At 43.5% G+C, this 23,631-nt stretch carries 13 protein-coding genes; 6 read left to right on the top strand and 7 right to left on the bottom strand.

Annotated elements, in window-relative coordinates; genetic code table 11:
* Window positions 1-207 precede the first annotated feature (207 nt).
* Window positions 208-2,136: a glycoside hydrolase family 97 protein gene (locus AB5935_RS03575; protein WP_022185480.1), complete on the bottom strand. Its 1,929-nt coding sequence runs from the start codon at window positions 2,134-2,136 to the stop codon at window positions 208-210.
* A gap of 132 nt (window positions 2,137-2,268) precedes the next feature.
* Window positions 2,269-6,495, bottom strand: coding sequence for a two-component regulator propeller domain-containing protein (locus AB5935_RS03570; protein ID WP_007833784.1), 4,227 nt, complete (start codon window positions 6,493-6,495; stop codon window positions 2,269-2,271).
* 269 nt (window positions 6,496-6,764) lie between these two features.
* Here AB5935_RS03570 and AB5935_RS03565 point away from each other — a divergent pair, with 269 nt between their 5' ends.
* Window positions 6,765-8,300 carry an arabinan endo-1,5-alpha-L-arabinosidase gene (locus AB5935_RS03565; RefSeq protein ID WP_038611998.1) on the top strand — a complete coding sequence of 512 codons (1,536 nt, stop codon included), beginning with the start codon at window positions 6,765-6,767 and terminating at the stop codon, window positions 8,298-8,300.
* A gap of 23 nt (window positions 8,301-8,323) precedes the next feature.
* Window positions 8,324-10,303, top strand: coding sequence for an alpha-L-arabinofuranosidase C-terminal domain-containing protein (locus AB5935_RS03560; RefSeq protein WP_007841371.1), 1,980 nt, complete (start codon window positions 8,324-8,326; stop codon window positions 10,301-10,303).
* Window positions 10,304-11,105: 802 nt separating this feature from the next.
* On the opposite strand, the gene AB5935_RS03555 is transcribed toward AB5935_RS03560, so the two are convergent.
* From AB5935_RS03555 to AB5935_RS03535, 5 genes are all read right to left on the bottom strand, one after another.
* Window positions 11,106-12,668 (bottom strand): sulfatase family protein, encoded by a 1,563-nt coding sequence (locus AB5935_RS03555; RefSeq protein WP_008654329.1) that lies wholly within the window; start codon window positions 12,666-12,668, stop codon window positions 11,106-11,108.
* A gap of 147 nt (window positions 12,669-12,815) precedes the next feature.
* The gene (gene mnmA, locus AB5935_RS03550; RefSeq protein WP_038611996.1) at window positions 12,816-13,871 is read right to left on the bottom strand and encodes a tRNA 2-thiouridine(34) synthase MnmA; all 1,056 of its coding nucleotides are present in this window, start codon (window positions 13,869-13,871) and stop codon (window positions 12,816-12,818) included.
* A 2-nt stretch (window positions 13,872-13,873) separates the two neighbouring features.
* The gene (rhuM, locus tag AB5935_RS03545; protein ID WP_007841367.1) at window positions 13,874-14,737 is read right to left on the bottom strand and encodes a RhuM family protein; all 864 of its coding nucleotides are present in this window, start codon (window positions 14,735-14,737) and stop codon (window positions 13,874-13,876) included.
* Between the two features lie 171 nt (window positions 14,738-14,908).
* Window positions 14,909-18,238 (bottom strand): glycoside hydrolase family 2 TIM barrel-domain containing protein, encoded by a 3,330-nt coding sequence (locus tag AB5935_RS03540; RefSeq protein WP_120053161.1) that lies wholly within the window; start codon window positions 18,236-18,238, stop codon window positions 14,909-14,911.
* A gap of 92 nt (window positions 18,239-18,330) precedes the next feature.
* Window positions 18,331-18,603 carry an HU family DNA-binding protein gene (locus tag AB5935_RS03535; protein ID WP_007841363.1) on the bottom strand — a complete coding sequence of 91 codons (273 nt, stop codon included), beginning with the start codon at window positions 18,601-18,603 and terminating at the stop codon, window positions 18,331-18,333.
* A 210-nt stretch (window positions 18,604-18,813) separates the two neighbouring features.
* Between AB5935_RS03535 and AB5935_RS03530 the strand changes: the two genes are divergently transcribed.
* From AB5935_RS03530 to AB5935_RS03515, 4 genes are read left to right on the top strand one after another with little or no spacing between them, the layout of a single operon-like run.
* Window positions 18,814-19,491 carry a rhomboid family intramembrane serine protease gene (locus AB5935_RS03530; protein ID WP_007841361.1) on the top strand — a complete coding sequence of 226 codons (678 nt, stop codon included), beginning with the start codon at window positions 18,814-18,816 and terminating at the stop codon, window positions 19,489-19,491.
* The gene (locus AB5935_RS03525) at window positions 19,472-20,365 is read left to right on the top strand and encodes a rhomboid family intramembrane serine protease (protein ID WP_007833752.1); all 894 of its coding nucleotides are present in this window, start codon (window positions 19,472-19,474) and stop codon (window positions 20,363-20,365) included. Before AB5935_RS03530 ends, AB5935_RS03525 begins: the two co-directional genes overlap by 20 nt.
* Window positions 20,366-20,368: 3 nt before the next feature.
* On the top strand, window positions 20,369-21,448 hold the full coding sequence (locus AB5935_RS03520) for an endonuclease/exonuclease/phosphatase family protein (RefSeq protein WP_007833748.1): 1,080 nt from the start codon (window positions 20,369-20,371) through the stop codon (window positions 21,446-21,448).
* A 26-nt stretch (window positions 21,449-21,474) separates the two neighbouring features.
* Window positions 21,475-23,562 (top strand): M3 family metallopeptidase, encoded by a 2,088-nt coding sequence (locus tag AB5935_RS03515; protein WP_038611991.1) that lies wholly within the window; start codon window positions 21,475-21,477, stop codon window positions 23,560-23,562.
* Window positions 23,563-23,631 lie beyond the last annotated feature (69 nt).

Raw genomic sequence — 23,631 nt, 5'->3', positions numbered from 1 at the left:
CCGTAAACAGGGGTGGACAAACGGTTTTATAGGGTGGACGAATGAATAATGGGAAAAAATGTATTTATTTCGCTTATAGTTTATGTCTTTTGGAGGCGGTGAGATAGGCTCAGGAGAAGGCTTTTTTATAAAAAATCATGTAGCCGGACAACCTGATGAAGGACTGTCCGGCTACATGAGGGATAAAATACAATTCTCTGAAAGGAATTATTTCACAAGTAAAAATCCTCCTTCCGCCTGCATCGTAATGCTGACTTCATCATTCTTTTTTAATGTTATCTCTTCAGCGTGAGGATTTAGTTTTTTATCGTCCTGATAAAGCATCACTTTATCTCCTTTAGTACACATGGGAAGGTTCAACTTTAATTTCAGCGGTTCTTTTTGTGCATTGATTCCGGCTATATACCATTGATCGGCATGCCGGCGTGCCAGTACTACGTATTTGCCCGGATAGCCGTCAATGAATCTTGTTTCGTCCCATGTGGTGGGAACTTGCTTCATGAAATCCAAACAAACTTGAGGGGCATCGGTCAGGTTATTAGGCGCCAACGCAAAATTCTGAATAGGATTTTGGAATAAAACGGCTGTTGCCAGTTGGAATACATCAGTGGTCTTGCGTATGCTTCCGCCGTCATTGTTGCGGTTGAGGCGTTTGTTGAGGAATGTGCCACCAAACTCCATGCAACCGATGGTGTTGCGGATAAATGGATGTAGACAGGCATTAAATGCTTCTTCATCGCAAAAATGTTGTTGGAAAATCAGGTTTTCCGATGCGAGCACGGCTTCACTTCCTACATAATTAGGATACATACGCTCCCATCCGCGAGGAAGGGTACAGCCGTGGAAAATGACCATCAGTCCATGATCATCCGCATCGCTCAGGATGGCTTCGTACAGACGCATGGTTTCCTGCTTGTCACCTCCGAAGAAGTCTACTTTGATTCCTTTTACTCCTATATTATACAGCCATTTCATTTCCTTTTTACGGATAATGGGATTGTCCATATAATTGGTAGGACCTTGCACTATATCATTCCAGTAGCCGCTGGAACTATACCATAAAAATACATCAACCTTCTTGCTGTGTGCATAGTCTATGAAGTCTTTCATACGTTCACGGCCGATGTTGGTATCCCACCAGTTGTCTATCAATACATATTCATATCCCATGGCGGCGGCGAGGTCTACATATTTTTTCTGGTCATCGAAATTGATGCTTCCATCTTGCCAAAGTATCCAGCTCCAGGTTCCGCGTCCCATTTTGTATGTATGCTCCGTTGGGTAAAGAGGTTCCACGACATCCCATGGAATCGTTGTCTCTACAATCGGCTTTAGGTTTTCGCCTACAGTAATAGTACGCCAGGGAGTGGAACCGGGCAATGCAAGGCCGGGAGATGCCGTGCCGTTACCGTTGTTTTCTTCGGGCATGGGGAAAGCGATGGTATAAAGTCCGTCGGCAGTAGCATCGCTTAAGTGTGAGCCACAGTATTTGCTGTCTACTCCGGTTTCACTGATAAGTGCCCAGCCATTTTCTCCTACATGGAACAGACAAGGAAATGTGTAACCGTGCCCATATTGTGAACGTACATTCATAGGAGCGTCAGCCTTATATTCTTCCTCATAGCTGGGTTTGGTGCGTTTCCAACCTATCATGGCGTCACTTTGCGGGCACAGGAAAGTAGTGGTGAAGGATGGGAAGTCAAAACCTGTCGTTTCTTTTTCTATCACTATGCTTCCTGTATCGCCATATTTGGGCATTTCGTAGCGGAAAGCAATATCGTTGTTGCTTACGCGGAATATTATATTTATATTTTTCTTTTCTTTATTGGTAAAGGTGCATGTAAGTTCATTGGCTTGATAATGAATTTGTGATTGTTTGATACGGTCTTGTGTATAGGTTTTATCTATTTTATTCTCTTTTTGTCCGGTGAAAGTCATATCCCGGCTGAAGTCCCCCACATTGGCAATGAAACCTAAAGGTGAATCTTCCAGGATGGTCTTGTCCTTATAGGTGACGGAATAAACGGGGATGCCTTGTTTTACGGATACATTTACTCTTAAAAAGGAGTCGGGTCCTGTAACTGTAGCTTGTTGAGCAAAAGCTGACATTGTAGTGATGGCAAGCAGCCAAGTCATAAATTGTTTTTTCATGGGTATTAAATATGCTATTATAATGTAGGGCAAAGATAATTTATTTAGCGAAACGAGAGCGTAGAAAAACGGAGCATTTATGGTATACAATCCGTTCATTTTACGCTCTGGAATAAGTCAGTCGGTTCCATTCTCCATCATCGAACTGGGTGTTGTTCCGAAATGTTTTGTAAAGCAGCGTGTGAAGTATTTGGGATCATTGAATCCTACTTCGTATGCTATCTCAGATATATTCATATTGTGCGTCAGCCGGTTACGGATAATAAGTTCCCGCGCAAGATTCAGCCGGTAGTTACGCATGAATTGTCCGGCAGACTGTCCCGTCAGATTTTGCATTTTTTTGTTCATCAAACTTTTGCTTACCCCCATTGCTTCGATGAAATCGCTTATTTCGTAATAAGAGTTCTTATAGTTTTCTTTCACAATCTGCATCGCCTTGTCCAGGAATTTCTTGTCACTGGATTCTTTTTCGATATTCAGTGCATCCACGTCCATACTGTATGAGAACTTTTGTTGGAAACGTTTGCGGTTTTCCAGTATATTGGATATCCGGGCCAGCAGCAAAGTGTCATCAAATGGTTTTAAAAGGTACTCGTCTACACCTATACGGAAACTTTCAATGCGCGATTCGTTGGATGTTTTGGCTGTGAGCATCAGGAAGGGGATATGTGAGATGGCGAAATTGGATTTTACCCGGCGGGACAGTTCCATGCCATCCATGACAGGCATCATCAGGTCGCTAACAATAAAATCCACGTTTTGGGATTGGAGCACAGTCAATGCTTCTTCACCTTGGGATGCTTCAAGTACGTTATAATATTCGGTCAGAATGGAACGGATATAGTCGCGCATATCTTTGTTGTCTTCTACTACCAGAATCGTCAGTTTTCCATTGGTGGCAGGTTGCAATGTCATCGGAGAGTCGACCGGTTCTTTAACTTGCTCTGTTGGTGTGGGCAGACTGTCCGCATCGGCATATTGCAAAGGAAGTAAAATACGGAAAGAACATCCTTTGCTCTGATTATTCTTGGCACAAATTGAACCTCCATGCAACTGGACAATTCGTTTGCATAGATAGAGACCGATTCCAGTCCCGCTTTGTCCGTTGATAGAGGAATGCGTCTTATTTTGTGATTGGTAGAAGCGGTTGAATACTTTGTCTATCTCTTCTTCGGGAAGTCCTGGTCCTGTATCCCGAATACAGATGAATAACTTTTCCTGCTCTTCCTGGCGGAGGGGGGTGGCATAGATGGTAATTTGTCCTCCTTTGGGGGTAAATTTCAAAGCATTTCCTATTAAATTGACAATCACTTTATGCATGGCATCCTCATCGTACATTATTTCACATGAAGGAAGGCGGAAGCGACGTTCGATGGTTATTCCTCTTTCGGAAGCATATGCGTCGAAGGGTACTAGTAGTTCATTGAGTAATTTGGCAAAATTGCCCGGGTTGCGGACAATTTCCATTTTCCCTGATTCTACTTTGCGGAAGTCCATTAATTGGTTGACCAGTGAGAGCAGGTATTTTGAGTTGCGCTCCACAAAATGTAATTGTTCAATGACTTGAGGATTGTAGCTTAGTTTCAATGCTCTTTCTATAGGTCCTACGATTAATGTCAACGGAGTACGGAATTCATGGGTGATATTGGTGAAGAAGGCGAGTTTGTCAACCGTCAATTCCTGCACCTTTTTTGACATTTGGATCAGTTGCCCTTTTTGTTTGGTTATTTTTTCGTTTTGCTGTTTTAATAGTTGGTTTTGACGATAGAGCTCGCTTGCCTGAGTGGAAAGCAGTTTTTTCTGTTCTTCCAGTTCACGGGTACGTTCCTCTACTTTGATGTGGAGTATTTCTTGTTGTTCTTTTAACGAACGAAGCCTCCATGATAATACCTTATATATAAGGAAAGATAGAAGAACCAATATGGACAGAATGAACCAGATGGTTTTATAGAAATAAGGTGATACGGCAATGTGGAGTTCTGCCATTTCTTCCAGCCATTGTTTGCCGTCGGGTGCATAACGCAGTTCGAAAGTATAGTTGCCGGGACGCAGATTGGTATAGGCGGCTTGTCGTCTGTTGGCCGGTACTTTTATCCATTTGTCGTCAAATCCTTTCAAGCGGTAATAATAATTGGCAAATGTCGATGCATCATAATCCAATGCGGCAAATTCAATATAGAGAGATTTGTCGCGTTCGTGTAACTGTAAGGTACCGTTTGTGTACAATCGCTCTTTATTTGCCACACGGACATGGGTAAACGCCAAGGGAACAGCTTCCTTCGGGTTTATATCTATGACCGGCTTGACCACAGACAGTCCTTTGGTACTTCCTATATATAAATCTCCATTGGCGGCACGGCATATTGCGTTCCAATAGAACTGGTTGGATAATAGCCCGTCTTTCCGGGTATAGTTGAAGAAGCTGTTGTTGTTAGGATTGAAGCGGGAGAGTCCGTTGGTGGTGGTAATCCAAAGATACCCTTCTTTATCTTCCGATATGCAGCGGACACTGTTGTTTATCAGTCCGTCTTCGGTGGTGAAGGAGCGGAAGGTATATTCTCCGTTTTCTGTTGGTGAGGATTTGTAGAAACCATATCCGTTGCTGCCTATCCAAAGGGTTCCGTCTTTAGACTGGGTGATGTAGGTTACCCTTTCCTTTAACTTTGACTCCGGTTCGTCTAGCTTGATCCTCCAGAGTTGATAAATCAGTCTAGGGGTTTTCAAACTGCTTAAATCTATTCGGCAAAGTCCTTCTGTAAGTCCCAGCCACAGGTGGTTATCCTTATCTATGTAGTATCCTGTACAACCTTCAATTCCACCTAGGTTCATGCCCTTGAATGGTTCGGTGAGCGTTTGTGTTTTCAAATCGTAAACATAGATATTGATACTGGTTCCTACCCAGATGGCATTATTCAAGTGGTCATAGCAGATACTTCCGGCCCATCCCCATGAGAAGTCTCCGCATTCGGGTATTTCTATGTGGTGAAATTGTTTGTTCTGCGGATTTTTCATATCTATCCATCCTATGCCTCCTCCCCAAGTTCCCATCCAAAGTCTTCCATCGTTATCGCTGGTAAAGCAACTGACGGTATTATGGCTTAGGTGGGCGGGTGCATCGGTAGTATAGTGCTCAAAAGTGTTGCTGCCGGGAGCCCGCCGGTTCAAACCTCCTTCTACGGTTCCTACCCATAAAACACCCGACGGGTCTTCATAAATGGCATTGACGGGATTTTGGGAAAGACTTCCGGGAATGGCGGGAGTATGATAATAGTTTTGTACGAACAGCATCCGGCGGCTCATCTTGTTCAGACCTCCCACTTCGGTGCCTACCCAGATAATATCACCATCGGTCAGCAGACAGTTTACGAAGTCACAGTTTAATGTGTTTTGTACGATTTCTCCTTCTCCGGTATCTTTATTTATCCGCTCAAAATTGTCTGTCAACGCATTATAAAGGTTTATACCTTTTAGGGTGGCAACCAGCATGGTATGTTCTCCTGTTTCTGCTATGTCTGTGATAAAGTTTTGGGAAAGCGAACTATTGTCATTCGGATCATACATATAATGCTTCATCAGTTCCGTATCCATATTGTATCGGAAAAGGCCTTGTGCGCTGCCAATCCAAATTTCATTTTCTTTCCGGCAGATTACTTGTATGGACACACCGGGTAATTGAAGGGCAGATGAAATGAATGTGGGTTCCTGTACTTCCATAGCCGATTCTTTGATGCGGTAGATACCGTCTTTGTAGTTTATCCAGAGATAGTCTTCTACTTCACAAATAGTCCGGATGGATTCTCCTGCCGGTACTTCGCATGTTTTAATAATTTGTTTTATATCTCCTTGTTTGTCAAAGGTAATTTTGAATAAATTGTTTTCCGAACAAACCCAAATATTTCCCGCTTTGCTATGGAGAATAAGATGAGAGGGGCGGTTACACAGTGAAATAAGTTTGTCTTTCATATCAGTGACTTGTACTGTCTGCATGGTTTGTATATCCAGTATGTCAATACCCATTTCACTGACAGCCCAAATACGCTTGAAGTTATCCTCACACAGTTTGTTTATAAAGTTACTTCGTAGCTTGATACGGGTGTTTCCCATATGGAAGGCGGTGAATTCATAACCGTCATAACGGGCGATTCCTTCCCCGCGGGTAGCGATCCATAAAAAGCCCTGACTGTCTTTCAATATATCATCCACAAAGTTGTGAGGCAGTCCTTCATCCATCGTAATGGCAGTGAAATTATAACGTTCGGACCATTTTCCGGCTGTTCCTTCAGCTTGCATATACAGACTAGATAAAAAGATGAACAGAGCGAATAGAAAACAATGTTTTTTCATAGTGTGTTGTTCATTAATGACGTAAGAATATACCGTTACTTATACAAAGATATACCTTTTCGTTTTTCCTCAAAAACAAATAAATCATTTTTATCCCTCTGCTGCACAAATGTCCACCCTTTAAGCGATATTGTCCACCTGGCGAGCTTTTGATTGCAGTTATATTTGCATTAATAATAGTTAGTCAATGTGACAGTTGGCTGCGTTATATGCCGCATGTCATTGGCAAATTAGTACATTAGCAAATGGTCACATAATAAAAAAATACTATGAAACAGCAATTTTTCCCTCAAAGATTATTCATGGACATGAAAAGGTTAATAATAAATAGGTTGGTCGGTTTAGGCCTGTTGGCCGTAGGGGTATTGGCATCATGCAGTGCACCTACGGCTTTCGTGCCTGTCCCTTCTCCCAATCCTTGGGCTGATGATTATACCGCTCTTTCATCTATGGAGAATTACAAGCAGTGGGGAACATATAATGTACACGACCCGGCTTGTAAAAAAATAGGAGATACTTATTATCTGTATTCTACCGATGCTATTTTTGCTGAGAACCGGAAAGAGGCGAAAGAGAAGAATGTGCCTCTGGGTTTTGTCCAGGTACGCAAATCAAAAGACTTGGTACATTGGGATTTTGTGGGCTGGGCTTTTCCCGAGATTCCTGCTCCGGCTATAGAATGGGTTCATAGTCAGGCGGAGGGAAAAGGGGCGACTAATATCTGGGCTCCTTATCTGATGCCTTATCAGGGTATTTATCGTTTGTATTATTGTGTTTCGGCATTCGGCAGGAATACATCCTATATCGGTATGGCCGAGTCGGATTCTCCCGAAGGTCCCTGGATACAGAAAGGGTGTGTGGTTAAGACAGGAGAAGGGGATGCGATGAATGCCATAGACCCTTCTGTGGTTGAGGATCCGGAAACCGGAAAGTGGTGGATGCACTATGGCTCTTATTTCGGTGGTCTGTACTGTGTGGAACTGAATCCCGAAACAGGAATGACTATGCAGCCGGAGGATCATGGGCACTTGATAGCACGCCGGGCCAATTACCGGAAAGATAACTTGGAAGCGCCGGAAATCATGTATCAACCCCAACTTGGCAAATATTATCTGTTTACATCCTACGATCCGCTGATGACTACCTATAATGTACGTGTCGCTTATTCCGGTTCTCCCGAAGGACCTTTTGTGGATTTCTACGGAGAGGATATAAAAGATACAACGAATAATGTTCCTATATTGACAGCTCCTTACCGCTTCGAAAATCATCCGGGATGGGCGGGAACGGCTCATTGCGGTCTTATTGATGCCGGTGACGGCCGTTATTTTATGGCCCATCAGGGACGGCTTTCCCCCCAGAACCAGTTGATGGATTTGCATGTGCGCGAAGTGTTCTTTACGGTGAATGGATGGCCTGTGGTTTCTCCCGAACGCTATGCAGGTACTGCTCCACGTTCTTTCACTAAAGAAGATTTGGTAGGTGAGTGGGAAATTATCCGTATTCAGGAACCGCCTTTGGAACGTAGTTTGGAAGCTGGACAAATATTGTGGGATGAAGGGGACTTGCGAAATGGGGAGCAGGCGTTATCTGCCCGTGTTGTTTTGGAAGCAGATGGCAGTGTTGGAGATGCAACTTGGGATTTTAATGTTAAAAAACAACTTCTTACTATAAAAACAGCCACAGAAGATATTAACAATTTGATTATCTTTGCCGGACACGATTGGGAAAATGAAACAGAAACCATTCTTTTTACCGGCCTGGATGCTCAAGGGCATTCTGTGTGGGGAAAGAGAATTGACTAATAAAAATCAATAATATTACTATCATGAAATTACACAGAACTCTATTCACAGCATGGGTATTTGCTGCCGGAGTAGCGCTACATGCACAGAATGCGCACAACATGGTCGTGCAGACCAATAAATTAGGTGCGGAAATACAACCAACCATGTATGGTTTGTTCTTTGAGGACATTAATTATGGGGCGGACGGAGGCTTGTATGCCGAACTGATAAAGAACCGTTCATTTGAATTCCCGCAACGTTTTATGGGTTGGAATATTTTCGGCAATGTGACCTTGATGGACGACGGGCCGTTCGAGCGAAATCCGCATTACGTCCGTCTGGGTAATTCCGGACACAGGGAAAAGCACACAGGAATTGAAAACGAAGGTTTCTTCGGCATAGGTGTCAAGGAAGGGGCTGAGTATCGCTTTTCCGTATGGGCACGTGGTGAGAACCAGAAACTTCGTATTGAATTGATCAAAAATGATACGATGGAGGAACGTCAGGCTTTTGAGTCAAAAGAACTGATAGTGAATTCGAAGGATTGGAAACAATATGAGGTGATATTGAAATCGCCGAGAACGGAGCCCAAGGCTCATCTTCGTATTTTCCTTGAAAGTGCGGGAACGGTGGATCTGGAACATGTTTCTCTTTTCCCTGTAGATACTTGGAAAGAGCGTAAGAACGGTCTTCGTAAAGACTTGGTGCAGGCTTTATATGATATCAAACCCGGTGTTTTCCGTTTTCCCGGCGGCTGTATTGTAGAAGGTACGGATGAGGCTACCCGTTACGAATGGAAAAAAACAGTAGGTGCGGTAGAGAATCGCCCGTTGAATGAAAACCGCTGGCATTATACGTTCAAGCATCGTTTCTTCCCTGATTATTTCCAGACCTACGGACTGGGCTTCTTTGAGTATTTCCAGTTGTCGGAGGATATAGGCGCCGAACCGCTGCCTATTCTGAACTGCGGATTGATATGTCAGTATCAGAATGACCCCGACCAGCAGGTCAGCCTGTCAAAGCTTGATTCGTATATACAGGATGCATTAGACCTGATTGAGTTTGCTAATGGCGATGTCACAAGTACTTGGGGAAAAGTTCGTGCGGATATGGGACACCCTGCTCCCTTTAACTTGAAATTCTTGGGCATTGGTAACGAACAATGGGGACCGGAATATCCGGAACGTCTGAAACAGTTTGTCGAGGTGCTTCGTAAGGCTCATCCTGAAATCAAGATTGTTGGTAGTTCGGGACCTCAGTCTGAAGGTAAAGACTTTGATTACTTATGGCCGGAAATGAAAAATCTGAAAGTGGATTTGGTGGATGAGCATTTCTATCGTCCCGAAAGCTGGTTCCTGGCACAAGGCAACCGTTATGACAATTACGACCGCAAAGGACCGAAGGTCTTTGCTGGAGAATATGCCTGCCATGGCAAAGGCAAGAAATGGAACCATTTTAACGCTGCTTTAATGGAAGCTGCGTTCATGACCGGACTGGAACGGAATGCTGATGTGGTGCACATGGCTACTTATGCGCCTTTGTTTGCCCATGTGGAAGGATGGCAATGGCGTCCGGATTTGATCTGGTTTGACAATCTGAACTCGGTTCGTACTTGTAGTTACTATGTGCAGCAGCTTTATGCTCATAACAAAGGTACTCATGTGTTGCCCCTGACTATGGATAAAAAAGCTGTGAGTGGTCAGGAAGGACAGGATGGTCTGTTTGCCAGTGCCGTATGGGATAAGGATGAAAAGGCTTATATCGTGAAAATTGCCAATACTTCGGAGCAGACACAGCCAGTATCATTGACTTTCAACGGGTTGAAGAAGAGTGATAAACTTGTGGAAGGTAAATGCATCACACTCCAGTCTGCCGATTTGGATAAAGATAACACGGTAGAGCATCCGAATGTCATCACTCCGAAAGAAAGTGCTGCTACGGTTGAGGGTAATGTACTGAATGTAGAGATGGCGCCCAAGACTTTCGTGCTTTATAAGTTTGTTAAAGCAAGTAATAAGTAAAAGATGAATCATTCCTTTAAATACTAACACAGAGGATAGAGAAACATGAAGCAGCCGAAGGGCTGCTTTATAATCCCAACTGCATCCGGAACTTTTAAAGGAAATGTATACCTGCCTCCCTTGGTTGTACCAAGGGAGTTTTTTTTGATTATACGTATATTATCATCTTGGATTATGCGCAGCATTTTGCTGTAAATCAGTGATATGTTGTGCAAATACATTCTAAATCCCCCTGAAACGGTTTGCCATTTTCTGCTGCCAAATTTGGTTTGACGGATATCGGTTGTTCTAATTCCTGTGTCATAGCTACGGTTGTTCCCTTGCAGGGGAGCGTCATAAGGCGTATTTTTGTTCGGGTGCGTTCGTTGCTTCACTAAGGTGAAGAGCTAGCTTCACTTAGGTGAACAGCCGCTTTCACCTAGGTGGAATAATTGCTTCACCTTGGTGAAATATTAAATGGAGTGAGGTGAAGATAAGATGAGAATAGGTTCTTATGATGTCTACGAGTTGCCGGGAGGTAACGAGGGGGTGATTTTACATTCTGTCCGAGAGAATCCCCGAAGCAGATTTATTTCGCCACCGGCATACCGATTGAGGAGGATTTGAAAGACTATTACACAGAAAGTGGTTGGTAATGAGTGAGTTGCTGTGACGGAATGTTTTTGTACTTTATGTAAATGTGTTAAAAGTGATTTTTGTTGTCGTTATGTTGTAGGGGCGGACTCATGGGTCTGCCCCTACGGTGGAACATTTGATAGTTACTTCGAACTTTTGAAATATCCTCTTATTGGATGAGTCCTGTTTACATCTTTATTCTCTTATTGCGTACTTGCCTCAGAATTGTCTGCAACTCAAATACTTTCTTAGGATACTTTTCTGCTACATTCTCTTGTTCGCTCACCTTTTCCATTTCATATAACTGGGGAACGTTCAGGTTTCCGGTCTCTATTTTTTCTGCCTTCATGAAAGTGGTCGGATCATCATTCGGTTCAATGTATTTCCAGTCTTTGGTACGGACGGACAACGTGTGGTTCATGGATTGTTCCACAATCCATGGGCGGTCTGTCTTATCGGTTCCTATCAAATTCCCTAAACGGTCATAGCTGTCCGGAGCGCTGCCTTTAGGTAATCTGGCGTTGACCAAAGCTCCTAAAGAGGCTAGCCAGTCAATCTGTGACATTAATACGTCCGAGTCTCCTGCCTTTTTTATCTTCTGTGGCCAGCGGACGATGACCGGAACGGCTGTTCCACCCTCGAAAGCGCTGTATTTGTTCCCTCTCCATGGACCGGAAGGTGTATGTCCGTTCAACAGCTCTTCTGCCTTGTCCTTATATCCGTCGTCTACAACCGGACCATTGTCGCTGGATAGAATAATCAGCGTGTTTTCAGTTAGTCCAAGTTGGTCCAATGTTTCCATCAGCTGGCCTACCGTCCAGTCGAATTGGGCGATTGCGTCTCCGCGTAGTCCCATAGGATTCTTTCCACGGAAGCGGTCATGAGGAAAACGGGGAACGTGTACATCATTGGTCGCAAAATACATAAAGAAAGGCTCGTCTTTATGCTGTTTGATAAAATCGATGGCATGAACGGCGATGGAATCGGCAATGTTCTCATCTTTCCAAAGTGCCTTTCCACCCCCTTTCATAAATCCGATGCGGCTGATGCCATTGACGATGGACATGTCATGTCCGTTGCTGGGATGTAGGTTATACAGTAGTTCGGGATTATCTTTTCCGGTCGGTTCTCCCGGAAAGTTCTTGGTGTAACTCACTTCTATAGGATCGGACGGATCATAGTTGGCTACCTTGCCGTTTTCTATAAATACACAAGGTACACGGTCGGCTGTAGCGGCCATGATATAGTGATAGTCAAAGCCTAAGTCACCCAAAGCGGCTGGTAAAGGAGCATTCCAATCCTGTCCGCCTGTCTTGTCTCCTAGTCCCAGATGCCATTTGCCGATAGCGGCTGTAGCATATCCGGCACTTTTAAACATATCTGCCATGGTGTATTGTTCGGGACGGATAATCATTTTTACATCTCCTGCGGCAATATCCGTATCCGGTCTGCGCCATGCATATTCTCCTGTCAGCAAGGAGTAGCGGGATGGGGTGCTGGTAGCGGCTACAGTATGTGCATTAGTAAAACGGATGCCTTCCGATGCCAGTTTGTCAACATGGGGAGTTTCTACATTCTTGGCTCCGTAACATTTTAAATCTCCATATCCCAGGTCATCTGCCAGAATAACGATAACATTGGGCTTTTTCGGGTCTTGCGTACTGTTTTTTTGAACGGTTTCTGCTGTTGCAGAGTTACAAGCGGCTAATGAGGCAAGTAAGGATATGCCTGCATAATTTCTACTTTTCATCTCTATTTATTTAAGGTTTGATTCGGATACATCTCTATTTTCACTTTCCGGTTTCTCGACCTGAAGGTGAAAAACGACGGAAAGTTATCAAGAAAATCTTGAAGCAGCAAAAAAGAGGGCCGAAATATGATTTGAAAGTGTCTGGAATTAGATGATAATGCCCCCACCCAGTACTACATCATCCCTATAAAAAGCGGCTGCTTGTCCCGGGGCAATGGCTGTCAGCGGCTCATGCAGTTGTACATGCAGGGTGTTATCCGGTTGCAGGGTTACTGTGCAGCGGTTTGCTTGTTTCCGATAGCGTATTTTGACGATGATGTCGTCCTTATTTAGTAATAAAGCGGGATTGGTGATGCGCCATTCTTTCAGTCTCATTTCTGTTTTTTCCAGTGCTTTCAAGTCGCTCAGTATGACTTTGTTTTCTGCCGGAATGATTTCTTTGACAAAGACAGCCCGGTTAAGATCTATGCCCAATCCTCTCCGCTGGCCGATGGTATAGAAAGGATAACCTTTGTGCCGTGCGATAAAATTCCCCATTTCATCGAAGAATTTACCCGGTAGGATACTTCCTTCAGGCAATTCCTTATGCAGGAATGTGCGGTAGTCCATGGGGCAGAAGCAGACTCCCAGACTGTCCCGTTTATGGGCGGCTTTCAGAAAACCACGCTCTGCCGCGATCTCACGGACACGGGCTTTAGTCAGGTTGCCCATAGGGAGAAGCATACGTTGCAGGATTTCTTGTGGCAGCCCCCATAGGAAAAAGGATTGGTCTTTATCCGGGTCGGCACCGGTAGTGATGTGATAGTATCCATTGATGAGGCGTCGGCGTACATAATGTCCTGTAGCGAAGTGATAGATCCCCATTTCATCGGATATTCTCTTCAAAAGAGGCCATTTCAGGTAGTTGTTGCATAAAGTACAGGGAACCGGGGTATGACCTGCCATATATTCGTTGATGAAATAGTCAATGATGGTTTTCCGGAAGGTACCACGAACATCGTATGTGAGATGGGGGATGCCCAGACGTTCACATAAAGCGCGGGCATCCTCCAGATACTCTGTATCATTTCCTTTTTCATAAAAACGGAAGGTGATGCCGGTTACCTCGTATCCTGCATCCTGCAATAGAAGGGCGGCTACGGAACTGTCTGTTCCTCCGCTCATGCCTAGTAGGACTTTATTATTGGGCTCTGCTTCTTTCATCTTTATAGCAGTTTTGTGAGGATAGATGCTGGGATATCCATTTTGGAGAAGGCAAATAGTTTCTTTCCCAAATCTTTCAAAGAGGCTCCGATGTGATATACGTCGGATCGGTCTATAATAAGAAAACGGTCATGTGCCTGGCGGTAGGTTCTTATGTTTATAGGTGGATATTGATTGTTGTGTCGGGTAAGGTCTAGTTGAAGTTGCGGTGTGATTCGTTGTGTATAGATGGTGGCATCTACTCCTGTTGTGCGTTTGGAAAGCATGAGAAGTGTGTTTTCATCTATATAGTTGTCTATCAGGATAAGGGAATTCTTGGCGGATTTGATAAGGTTTGTGGCGAAAGCGTATGCGTCGAAAATCTGTCCGTCAAAGAAAATTCCTTCGACCGGAGGAAGAGAGGTGCGGACAAAAAAATCTACTTTCTCATTTAATCTGGTCAGTTGCATATCATAAGAAAGAAACTTTGCATCCACCCTTTGTTCAAGGTTGCTGATGCGTTGGTTGATGACATGACCTTTTAATAAATAATCTTTTAAAACTTGGCTTGCCCAACGGCGGAACAAAGTGGCATTTTTGCTGTTGACACGATAGCCTACAGAAATGATAGCGTCCAAATTGTATGTTTTGGTTTTGTATGACTTGCCATCCGAGGCAGTTAGTTCCAAAATGGAACATACTGAGTTTTCGTTCAACTCGCCGCTTTGGAATATATTCTTAAGATGTTTGGTAATAGCTTGGCGTTTGGTCTCAAATAACTCTGCAATTTGTGCCTGAGTCAGCCACACTGTTTCATCTTCAATGCGCACTTCCATCCTCACCGATTCATCCGGCTGGTAGAGTATGATTTCTCCTTGTTGTTCCATGTGTTCGATTTTTGGGGTACAAAGCTAGCAAATATAAATCAGACTGATCTTGCTTTCAGGCTATAATTGAAATGTAGGATGGGAAATGAAACTCCGATGACAATCTATATGATAGCGCCATCGGAGTTCTGACACACTCTTCTTATTAAGGAAGGAATGCTTGCGATATTTTTATTTTATCGGCATCAATGTGAATCCCCAATGATATTCCTTATTGGCGGGCAGGGTATGTTCCGGCAGCGGGCGGTCTCCCCAGCTGTCATAACCGGCTACACCTTGCTGTTTCATATCAATACATACTTCAACGAAATTACGTGGAGTGATATCGTTGACGTGGGTCATGCGGCGTATTACATTTTTAGCCTTTGCCTCGTCGTGGTTGGCAATCTCTTCGGGGGTGAAATTAGTCCACTGGCGAGGACGGTTAATGGCTTCTTCCGAATCAAAGTCCTCTACAGAATTGCGCAGTGCATTGAAACCGATGGTACTGTCAGCGCGTATTAACAGACCTTTTCCGCCTTTACGGCTCAGTTCCACCCAACGGGTGTCGGTACGGTGTCCGTTTTCTTGCGGACGGACGTAGTTGTTGGTGTACATCTGGTCGGCTGTGGTGCGGTAGAGGTCGACGAAACTACTTGCATTACGGTCGATGTAGTTTTCACCCGGTCCGCGGCCGAAATATTCTACCTGATTCATATCCGATGGCAAGCGGAAACGTACGCCGATACGTGGTACGTTCAGTTTGGAAGAGGCCAGACGCTGGGCATCCTGTCCCGGTGTGAAGGTGGCCATCAGAGTTGCTTCTGACACTTCGGTACTGGCGGCTTTCATATCCGTAGAAGTAAAGGTAATATCTGCATGAACCATTCCGTCAGGATAAATGGTATATTTCATGATATACAGGTTACCTGCTGCCAGTAAATAGTTGGCTGTTAATATAGTCTTGTTGCCGTCTGTTTCTGTGGTAACATCCGCTACATTGAAGTTCTTGCTGGACTGCTTCCAGATTTGTTCGCGCTTAGGCCCACCGTTACCATAATCATTGTCTGTCGGTGCGCGCCAGAAGTTAGGTTGAATACCAAAGCCTTCAGCGAAATATTCTGTACCGTTTACTTTGTATGAAGTCACGAGTCCACTTTTCTTGTTGAAAACGAACTGCATACGTGATGATAATACGGTGATGACGTCACCATCCGTGCTGACGGTAGTCTTACCGCTTGCTTTATGTTCGGCTATAGCCAATGGTTCTATGGGCAGGCGGAATTGTTCGGAAGCAATATCGTGCCCTGCAGGAATCAAGGGTTCCGGCTCTGTGGTGGTAACTACAAAATTTACAAAATATTCTGTGCCGGCCTTGGGCTTCAATCCGTTGAGGTTGATGTCCAGTTCTTTGGAGCTTTGCGGTTCGATATCTAATGATACTTTTCCGCCTTTAATTGTTTTTCCGTTTGCCTTTACGGTATAACTGATCATATACTTCTTCAAGTTGGTGAAGTAGAAACGGTTCTTTACCAGGAATTTGCCGGCAGCCGGGTCGATGGCTTCAAAACCTACATTCTGATGTGCATATTTCACTTCTGTCATGGCCGGATGCGGAGTGCGGTCCGGAGCTACGATTCCATTGCATAGGAAGTTTCCGTCGCTGGGTGCATTGGTCCCGTAATCACCTCCGTAGGTCCAGTAGGTACGTCCATTTTCGTCTTTTTCCAGAATACCTTGGTCTACCCAGTCCCAAATGTAACCACCTTGCAAGTTCGGGTACTTGTAGATCGCTCTCCATTGTGCTGCCAGATTACCATTGGAATTGCCCATAGCGTGTGAATATTCGGATGGCGCAATGGGACGGTCGCTGCCTTTTTTGCCTATTTCTTCCAGCCAGGCGGCACTAGGGTATTGGGGTACATACATATCTGTGTTCCATTCCCAAAGGGCGCGTTCATAATTTACAGGACGGTTCATCCCTTTTACTTCGCGTTCTTTCAGCCATAAATAGGTCTGATAGAAATTATAACCGTTTCCAGCTTCGTTTCCTAATGACCAAATGGCTACAGAGGGATGGTTTTTGTTACGCTCGTACATATTAATGGTACGGTCCATGTGCGGCTTCAGCCATTCGGGATTGTTGCCCAATGTTCCGCCTCGGCTTAAGTTATAATACATACCGTGGCTTTCGATATTGGCTTCATCATATACATAGATGCCATATTCATCACACAATTCATAGAACTTGCGGTCTTGCGGATAGTGGCAGAGACGTACACTGTTGATGTTGTTCTGTTTCATCAGGGTGAAGTCCTTGCGCATCAGCTCTTCGGGAACATAATGTCCTGTTTCGGGATTATGCTCGTGTATGTTTACGCCTTTCAGCTTGATGGGTTGTCCGTTGATGAACAAGCAAATGTATGGTTTGCCGTTTTCGGCTATCTGATCGGTTGGTTTGATCTCGAAACGGCGGAAACCTACCGTATAAGGAATGATCTCGCTTGTTTTTTCTCCGTCTTTCAGAGATATCAGTAACCGGTACAGGTTAGGGTGTTCTGATGTCCAGGTCTTGACGTTGCTGAGGGTGGCTTCAAAAGAGATACTCTTCTGCCCGTCCGCTGTAACAGGACAGGGGGTGTTACCTTCTGCCACCACTTTCTTTGCGGCATCCAGCAATTCGTATGCTACGGTTACCTCTTTGTTGCCTGCTGTATGGTTGGTTACGTCTACATCCAGTTTGAAGATACCATTTTTATAGGTGTCGTCCAGCGTAGACATCACGTTGAAATCTTTGATGTGAGTTTTGGGCTGTGAGAACAGAAATACATCACGTTCAATACCGCTCATGCGCCAAAAATCCTGGCATTCCAGATAAGAACCGGTACTCCAGCGGAATATTTTAATGACCAGCGAGTTTTTACCGGGTTTCAGGTAGTTGTTGATTAAAAATTCTGCCAGATTCTTGGAGTCTTCGCTGTATCCCACTTCCTGTCCGTTGACATATACGTATACACCGGATTTTGCTCCTTCCAAACGGAGGAATATGTCGCGTCCATCCCAATCGGCGGGAATTTCGATATCACGCTGATACACACCGACCGGATTGGCTTCGGGTAATTGCGGCGGTTGTGGATTTCTGGGCTTGAATTCGTATCCATGATTGGTGTAGATGGCCACTCCGTAGCCCTGTACCTCCCAGTTGCCGGGTACTTTAATCTCCTTCCAGGCTATGTTGGCATCCGGTTGCTCAATGTTGGCAGGCAGATCTTTGTATGTATCTGCATAATAAAAGTTCCATGTACCGTTTAGTAGTTTGTAATAAGGGCTGTTTTCATACTCGCCGGTCAGTGCCTGGTCCCGGTTGTCATAAGTCATGAAAGCTGTACGCGGATATTCCTTGTTGACGGCTACGGTCTGAATATCTTTCCAATAAGGTAGTTTTGTATCTTCTGCATGAAGAACTTGTGTTGAAAAAGCGCATACAGCGGCGCCAATCAGGCATTTAAATAAGGTTGTCATTTTAGGTTTCATAGGTTCAAATAGAAAAATGAAGAAGAAAGGGCGCTAGTACCGGCGCCCCTTTCCTTAAGTCCTTTTATGTAAAATAGCAATTATTTAATTGCGTCTGCTAGTTCAGCACCTGGTTTGAACTTGGTTACTTTTTTAGCAGGAATAGTAATCGTTGCTTTTGTGGATGGGTTGATACCTGTTCTTGCACTTCTTTCAGCAACAGAGAATGTTCCGAATCCGATTAATGATACTTTGTCCCCTTCTTTGAGGGCCTTTGTTACAGTTGAAACGAAAGCTTCAACTGCTTTTTTTGCGTCGACTTTGCTCAAGCCGGCTTCAGCGGCGACTGCGCTGATAAGATCTGCCTTATTCATAACGAAAATGATTAATTATTAAATGTAACACAAAAGTTTTACCAAAATCAGTGACAAATATATGCTTTCAAAATTAGAAATCAAACAGATAGCCTAAAAAAGATGCTCCAAAAATCAAAAAAACGTAAGAGAACTCTTGTTTTCTGTTATATAACAGAATAAAATTGTAAATTTGCGCGCAATCAATGTTTTATTAGACGAAGAATATTTATGAACAGTATACCTACAGTAACCAAGAATTTATTGATAATAAATGTGTTGTGTTTCTTTGGAGGCGTGGTAGCCATGAAGTATGGAATTAACCTAAACGACCTGCTGGGACTACACTTTTTTATGGCATCTGATTTTAATCCTGCCCAGTTGATTACTTATATGTTTATGCATGGCGGTTTCCAGCATATCTTTTTTAACATGTTTGCCTTGTGGATGTTTGGACGTACGCTTGAACAGGTTTGGGGACCGAAACGTTTCTTGTTCTATTATATGGTATGTGGTATAGGTGCGGGATTGGTGCAGGAGCTGGTGCAATATATACAATATGTGACCGAATTATCGCAATATGACAGTGTGAATACGGGGATTGCCGTGATTCCGATGGCGGAGTACTTGAATCTGATGACTACAGTTGGCGCTTCGGGAGCGATATATGGCATTTTGTTGGCATTCGGTATGCTATTCCCCAATAGTCAGATGTTTGTATTCCCTATCCCATTTCCTGTCAAGGCTAAATATTTTGTGATGGGATATGCTGCTTTGGAGATATTTTTGGGATTGGGTGCTTCGACCGATGGCGTTGCCCACTTTGCACACTTGGGAGGTATGATTTTTGGTTTTATATTAATAATGTATTGGAGAAAAAAGAATAATAATGGGCAGTTTTATTACTGATTTGAAAAATAGCTTCAACAAAGGGAACATATATATCCAGTTTATATATATTAATGTAGGGGTATTCATTGTAACTTCCTTATTGGGGATTTTATGGATGCTGTTCAACCGGAATGGAGCATTTGTGCTTCAATATTTGGAACTGCCGGCCTGGACGTTGCAGTTTGTCAAGCAGCCTTGGTCTTTGCTGACTTATATGTTCATGCATGCAGGCATTTTGCATTTGCTGTTTAATATGCTGTGGCTTTATTGGTTCGGGCAGATGTTTCTGTCTCTTTTCTCGGCAAAGCATTTCCGCGGACTCTATCTGTTGGGAGGTATTTGTGGCGGTTTGTTGTATATGATCGCTTACAATGTTTTTCCTTATTTCAGTGATTCTTTGTATTATTCTTATTTGTTGGGAGCATCAGCTTCCGTACTTGCTATTGTTGTAGCTACTGCGGTACGTGCACCGGAATATAGAGTAAACTTTATGTTTATTGGGACTGTTAGGTTGAAGTATGTGGCTTTGTTTATGGTTGTGACCGATTTGCTGTTTATGACATCGGGCAATGCCGGTGGCCATATCGCTCATTTAGGAGGTGCTCTGGCCGGATGGTGGTTTGCTTCCGGATTGTCCCGCGGACATGATGCTACGTCATGGATAAACCGATGCTTGGATTGCTTCTCAGAAGGCCTTTCGTTTCGTCGTCAATCGAAAAAGCCGAAGATGAAAGTTCATTATGGTGATAAGGCAAAAGATTACGATTATAATGCCCGTAAAAAACAGCAAAGTGAGGAGATAGACCGTATATTGGATAAATTAAAGAAATCTGGTTATAACAGTCTGACTACCGAAGAGAAGAAAAGCTTGTTTGATGCGAGCAAGAAGTGATATATGAAATATATTGGTCGTTTTTTGGGATGGATACTACTGGGCATAAACTTGTGTATGGTGGTATTGTTACTGGTATGTGCTTACAGCCCTTATATTGATCCTGTGGCTCATCCGGTATGGTCATGTGCCGGTTTGGCTTTTCCTGCTTTTTTGATTGTTAATCTTTTGTTTCTGGTCTTTTGGTTGGTGATTTATCGTAAATATGCGTTGCTTTCATTTTTAGGCTTGGTATGTTCCATTGGTGCTATCCGTACTTATTTTCCAGTCAATGTATTTGTATCTGATGTACCGGAAGGGGCAATCAAATTCTTATCCTACAATACGATGGCCTTTGAGAAGAACCGTGCGAACACCAAGGATAATCCGAACCCTGTGTTGGAATATTTAAGAAACAGCAATGCGGATATAATCTGCCTGCAGGAATATATTGTAGGGGGACGGTTAACCAAGAAAGAGGTGGATTATGCTTTAAGAGATTATCCTTATAAAAATTATTATAAGATATCGGGGGCTAACGGTTTGGGTTGTTATTCCCGTTTTCCTATTTTGTCGGCACATCCGGTGAGATATGCCAGCCTTAACAATGGTTCCATTGCTTATAAAATCAAAGTGAATGGTGATACCTTGCTGGTTGTTAATAATCATCTGGAATCCAATAAGCTGACTGAGAAGGATAAAGAAGTCTATCGCGAAATGATGAAGGACCCTGATAAGCAAAAGGTATCGCAAGGGTCTCGTTTGCTGATCAGAAAACTGGCGGAAGCATCGGCTATACGTGCCGTTCAGGCTGATTCCATAGCTCGTTTGGTGGCCGGTTACAAAGGGGGAGGCATAATTGTATGCGGTGACTTCAATGATTCTCCTATATCATACACTCACAGGGTGGTAGGGGAAGGTCTGAATGATGCTTTTGTGGAGTCGGGAAACGGCTTTGGCATATCTTATAATCAAAATCATTTTTATTTCAGAATAGACAATATTTTATTGAGCAAGAATTTAAAATCTTACCGTTGTACGGTGGATAATACGATAAAGAGTTCGGATCATTACCCCATTTGGTGTTATGTGGCGGAGAAGTGATTTTACATACCTTTAATTGACAGATTATGAAAAGACTATTATTTACGTTAGCGACGTGTTGTGTAATGTGTGCATGTGAACAGAAAACAGAAATGAATCCGTTCTTTACGGAATTCCAGACCGAGTACGGTGCTCCCGATTTTACTAAGATCAGACTGGAGCATTATGAGCCTGCTTTCTTGAAAGGAATAGAGGAGCAGAATGCGGAAATTAAGGCAATAGTTGATAATCCCGAGGAACCTACTTTTGAAAATACCATTGTGGCGCTGGATAAAAGTGGCGGGATTCTGGCGAGAGTAAGTGGGGTGTTTTTTGCATTGACCGAAGCGGATACAAATGATTCGTTGACGGCCTTGAATGAAAAGATGGCTCCTGTACTTTCAGAACATAGTGATAATATTTATTTGAATCAGGATTTGTATAAACGGGTGGCTGATGTGCATCAACAGGAACAGGAAGGTAAGATAACTCTTACGACTGAGCAACACCGGCTGTTGGACAAGTATTATAAAGCTTTTGTCCGTTCGGGTGCCGGACTGGATGCCGGAAAACAATCCCGTTTGAGGGAGATCAATAAAGAATTGTCGACTTTGGGGATTGCTTTCGACAATCATATCTTAAATGAGAATAACGCTTATCAGTTGGTTATCGAGAATGAGGCTGATTTGGCCGGGTTACCCGAATGGGTGAAAGCGGGGGCCGCAGAGGAAGCGAAAGCTGCTGGAAAAGAAGGGAAATGGCTATTCACTTTGCAAAACTCCAGTCGCTTGCCTTTTTTGCAATATGCTGAAAACCGTGAGCTAAGAAAAAATATTTATGAAGCTTATATCAACCGGGGGAATCATGATGATGCGAATGACAATAAAGAGATATTGGGAAAGATTATGGCATTGCGTTTGGAACAGGCAAAATTATTAGGATTCGATTGTTATTCCAATTTTGTACTGGATGAGAACATGGCTAAGAATTCGCAGACAGTCATGGATTTCTTGAATAACCTGTGGGGATACTCACTGGAAAATGCAAAGAAAGAGGCCGCCGAGTTGCAGAAAATAATGGATAAGGAAGGTAAGGGAGAGAAGCTGGCTGCATGGGACTGGTGGTATTATGCCGAAAAATTGCGTCAGGAAAAGTATGATTTGAATGAAGATGAAATCAAACCCTATTTCAGTTTGGAAGATGTGCGTAGCGGATTGTATACCGTGGCCAACAAATTGTATGGCATTACATTGACCGAACTGAATGATGTGCCCGTATATGAGTCTGATGTGAAAGTGTATGAAGTAAAGGATGCCGATGGCTCATTTTTGGGATTGTTCTATGCAGATTACTTTCCACGCGCAGGTAAGCGTGGTGGCGCATGGATGAGTAATTTTCGTGAACAGGCCGGTGAAGTACGTCCTTTAATTTATAATGTGGCAAGTTTTACTAAACCTGCAGGAAATATGCCTTCTTTACTGACTTTGGATGAGGTGGAAACCATGTTTCATGAGTTTGGACATGCATTGCACGGTATGCTGACCAAGTGTAACTACAAAGGAGTGTCTGGTACCAGTGTGGCGCAGGATTTTGTAGAACTTCCTTCACAGATTATGGAACACTGGGCTGTAGAACCTGAAGTGCTGAAACTCTATGCCAAGCATTATGAAACAAGAGAAGTGATTCCGGATGAGTTGATTACGAAAATCCAAAATCAGGGTACTTTTAATCAAGGTTTTATGACTACGGAATTATTGGCAGCCGCTTTGCTTGATATGGAACTGCATAACCTGACTGATACAGAAAATCTGAATGTCGTTGCTTTTGAAAAAGAAACGATGGACAAGCTGGGGCTGATTCCTGAAATAGCTCCTCGGTATCGCGCCACTTATTTTAGTCATATTATAGGTGGATATGCTGCTGGGTATTACAGCTATCTATGGGCAGAAGTTCTTGACACGGATGCTTTTGAAGCGTTTAAAGAACATGGAGTGTTCGATAAAAATACCGCAGACTCTTTCCGTAAAAATATTCTAGAGAAAGGTGGAACGGAAGATCCTATGACCCTTTACAGAGGTTTTCGTGGGGCTGATCCCAGCTTGGAGCCCTTGCTTAAAAATAGGGGTTTGAAATAAAATAGGCTGTGAAATAGAATAATTTAGGCTGCAAAAAATGCTTTTGCAGCCTTTTTTCTCTTTTGGAAT

It is taken from the genome of Phocaeicola sp. RTP21198st1_B8_RTP21198_201120, assembly GCF_040929485.1.
GTDB lineage: Bacteria > Bacteroidota > Bacteroidia > Bacteroidales > Bacteroidaceae > Phocaeicola > Phocaeicola dorei.
This window is presented reverse-complemented; position numbering and strand designations above follow the sequence as displayed.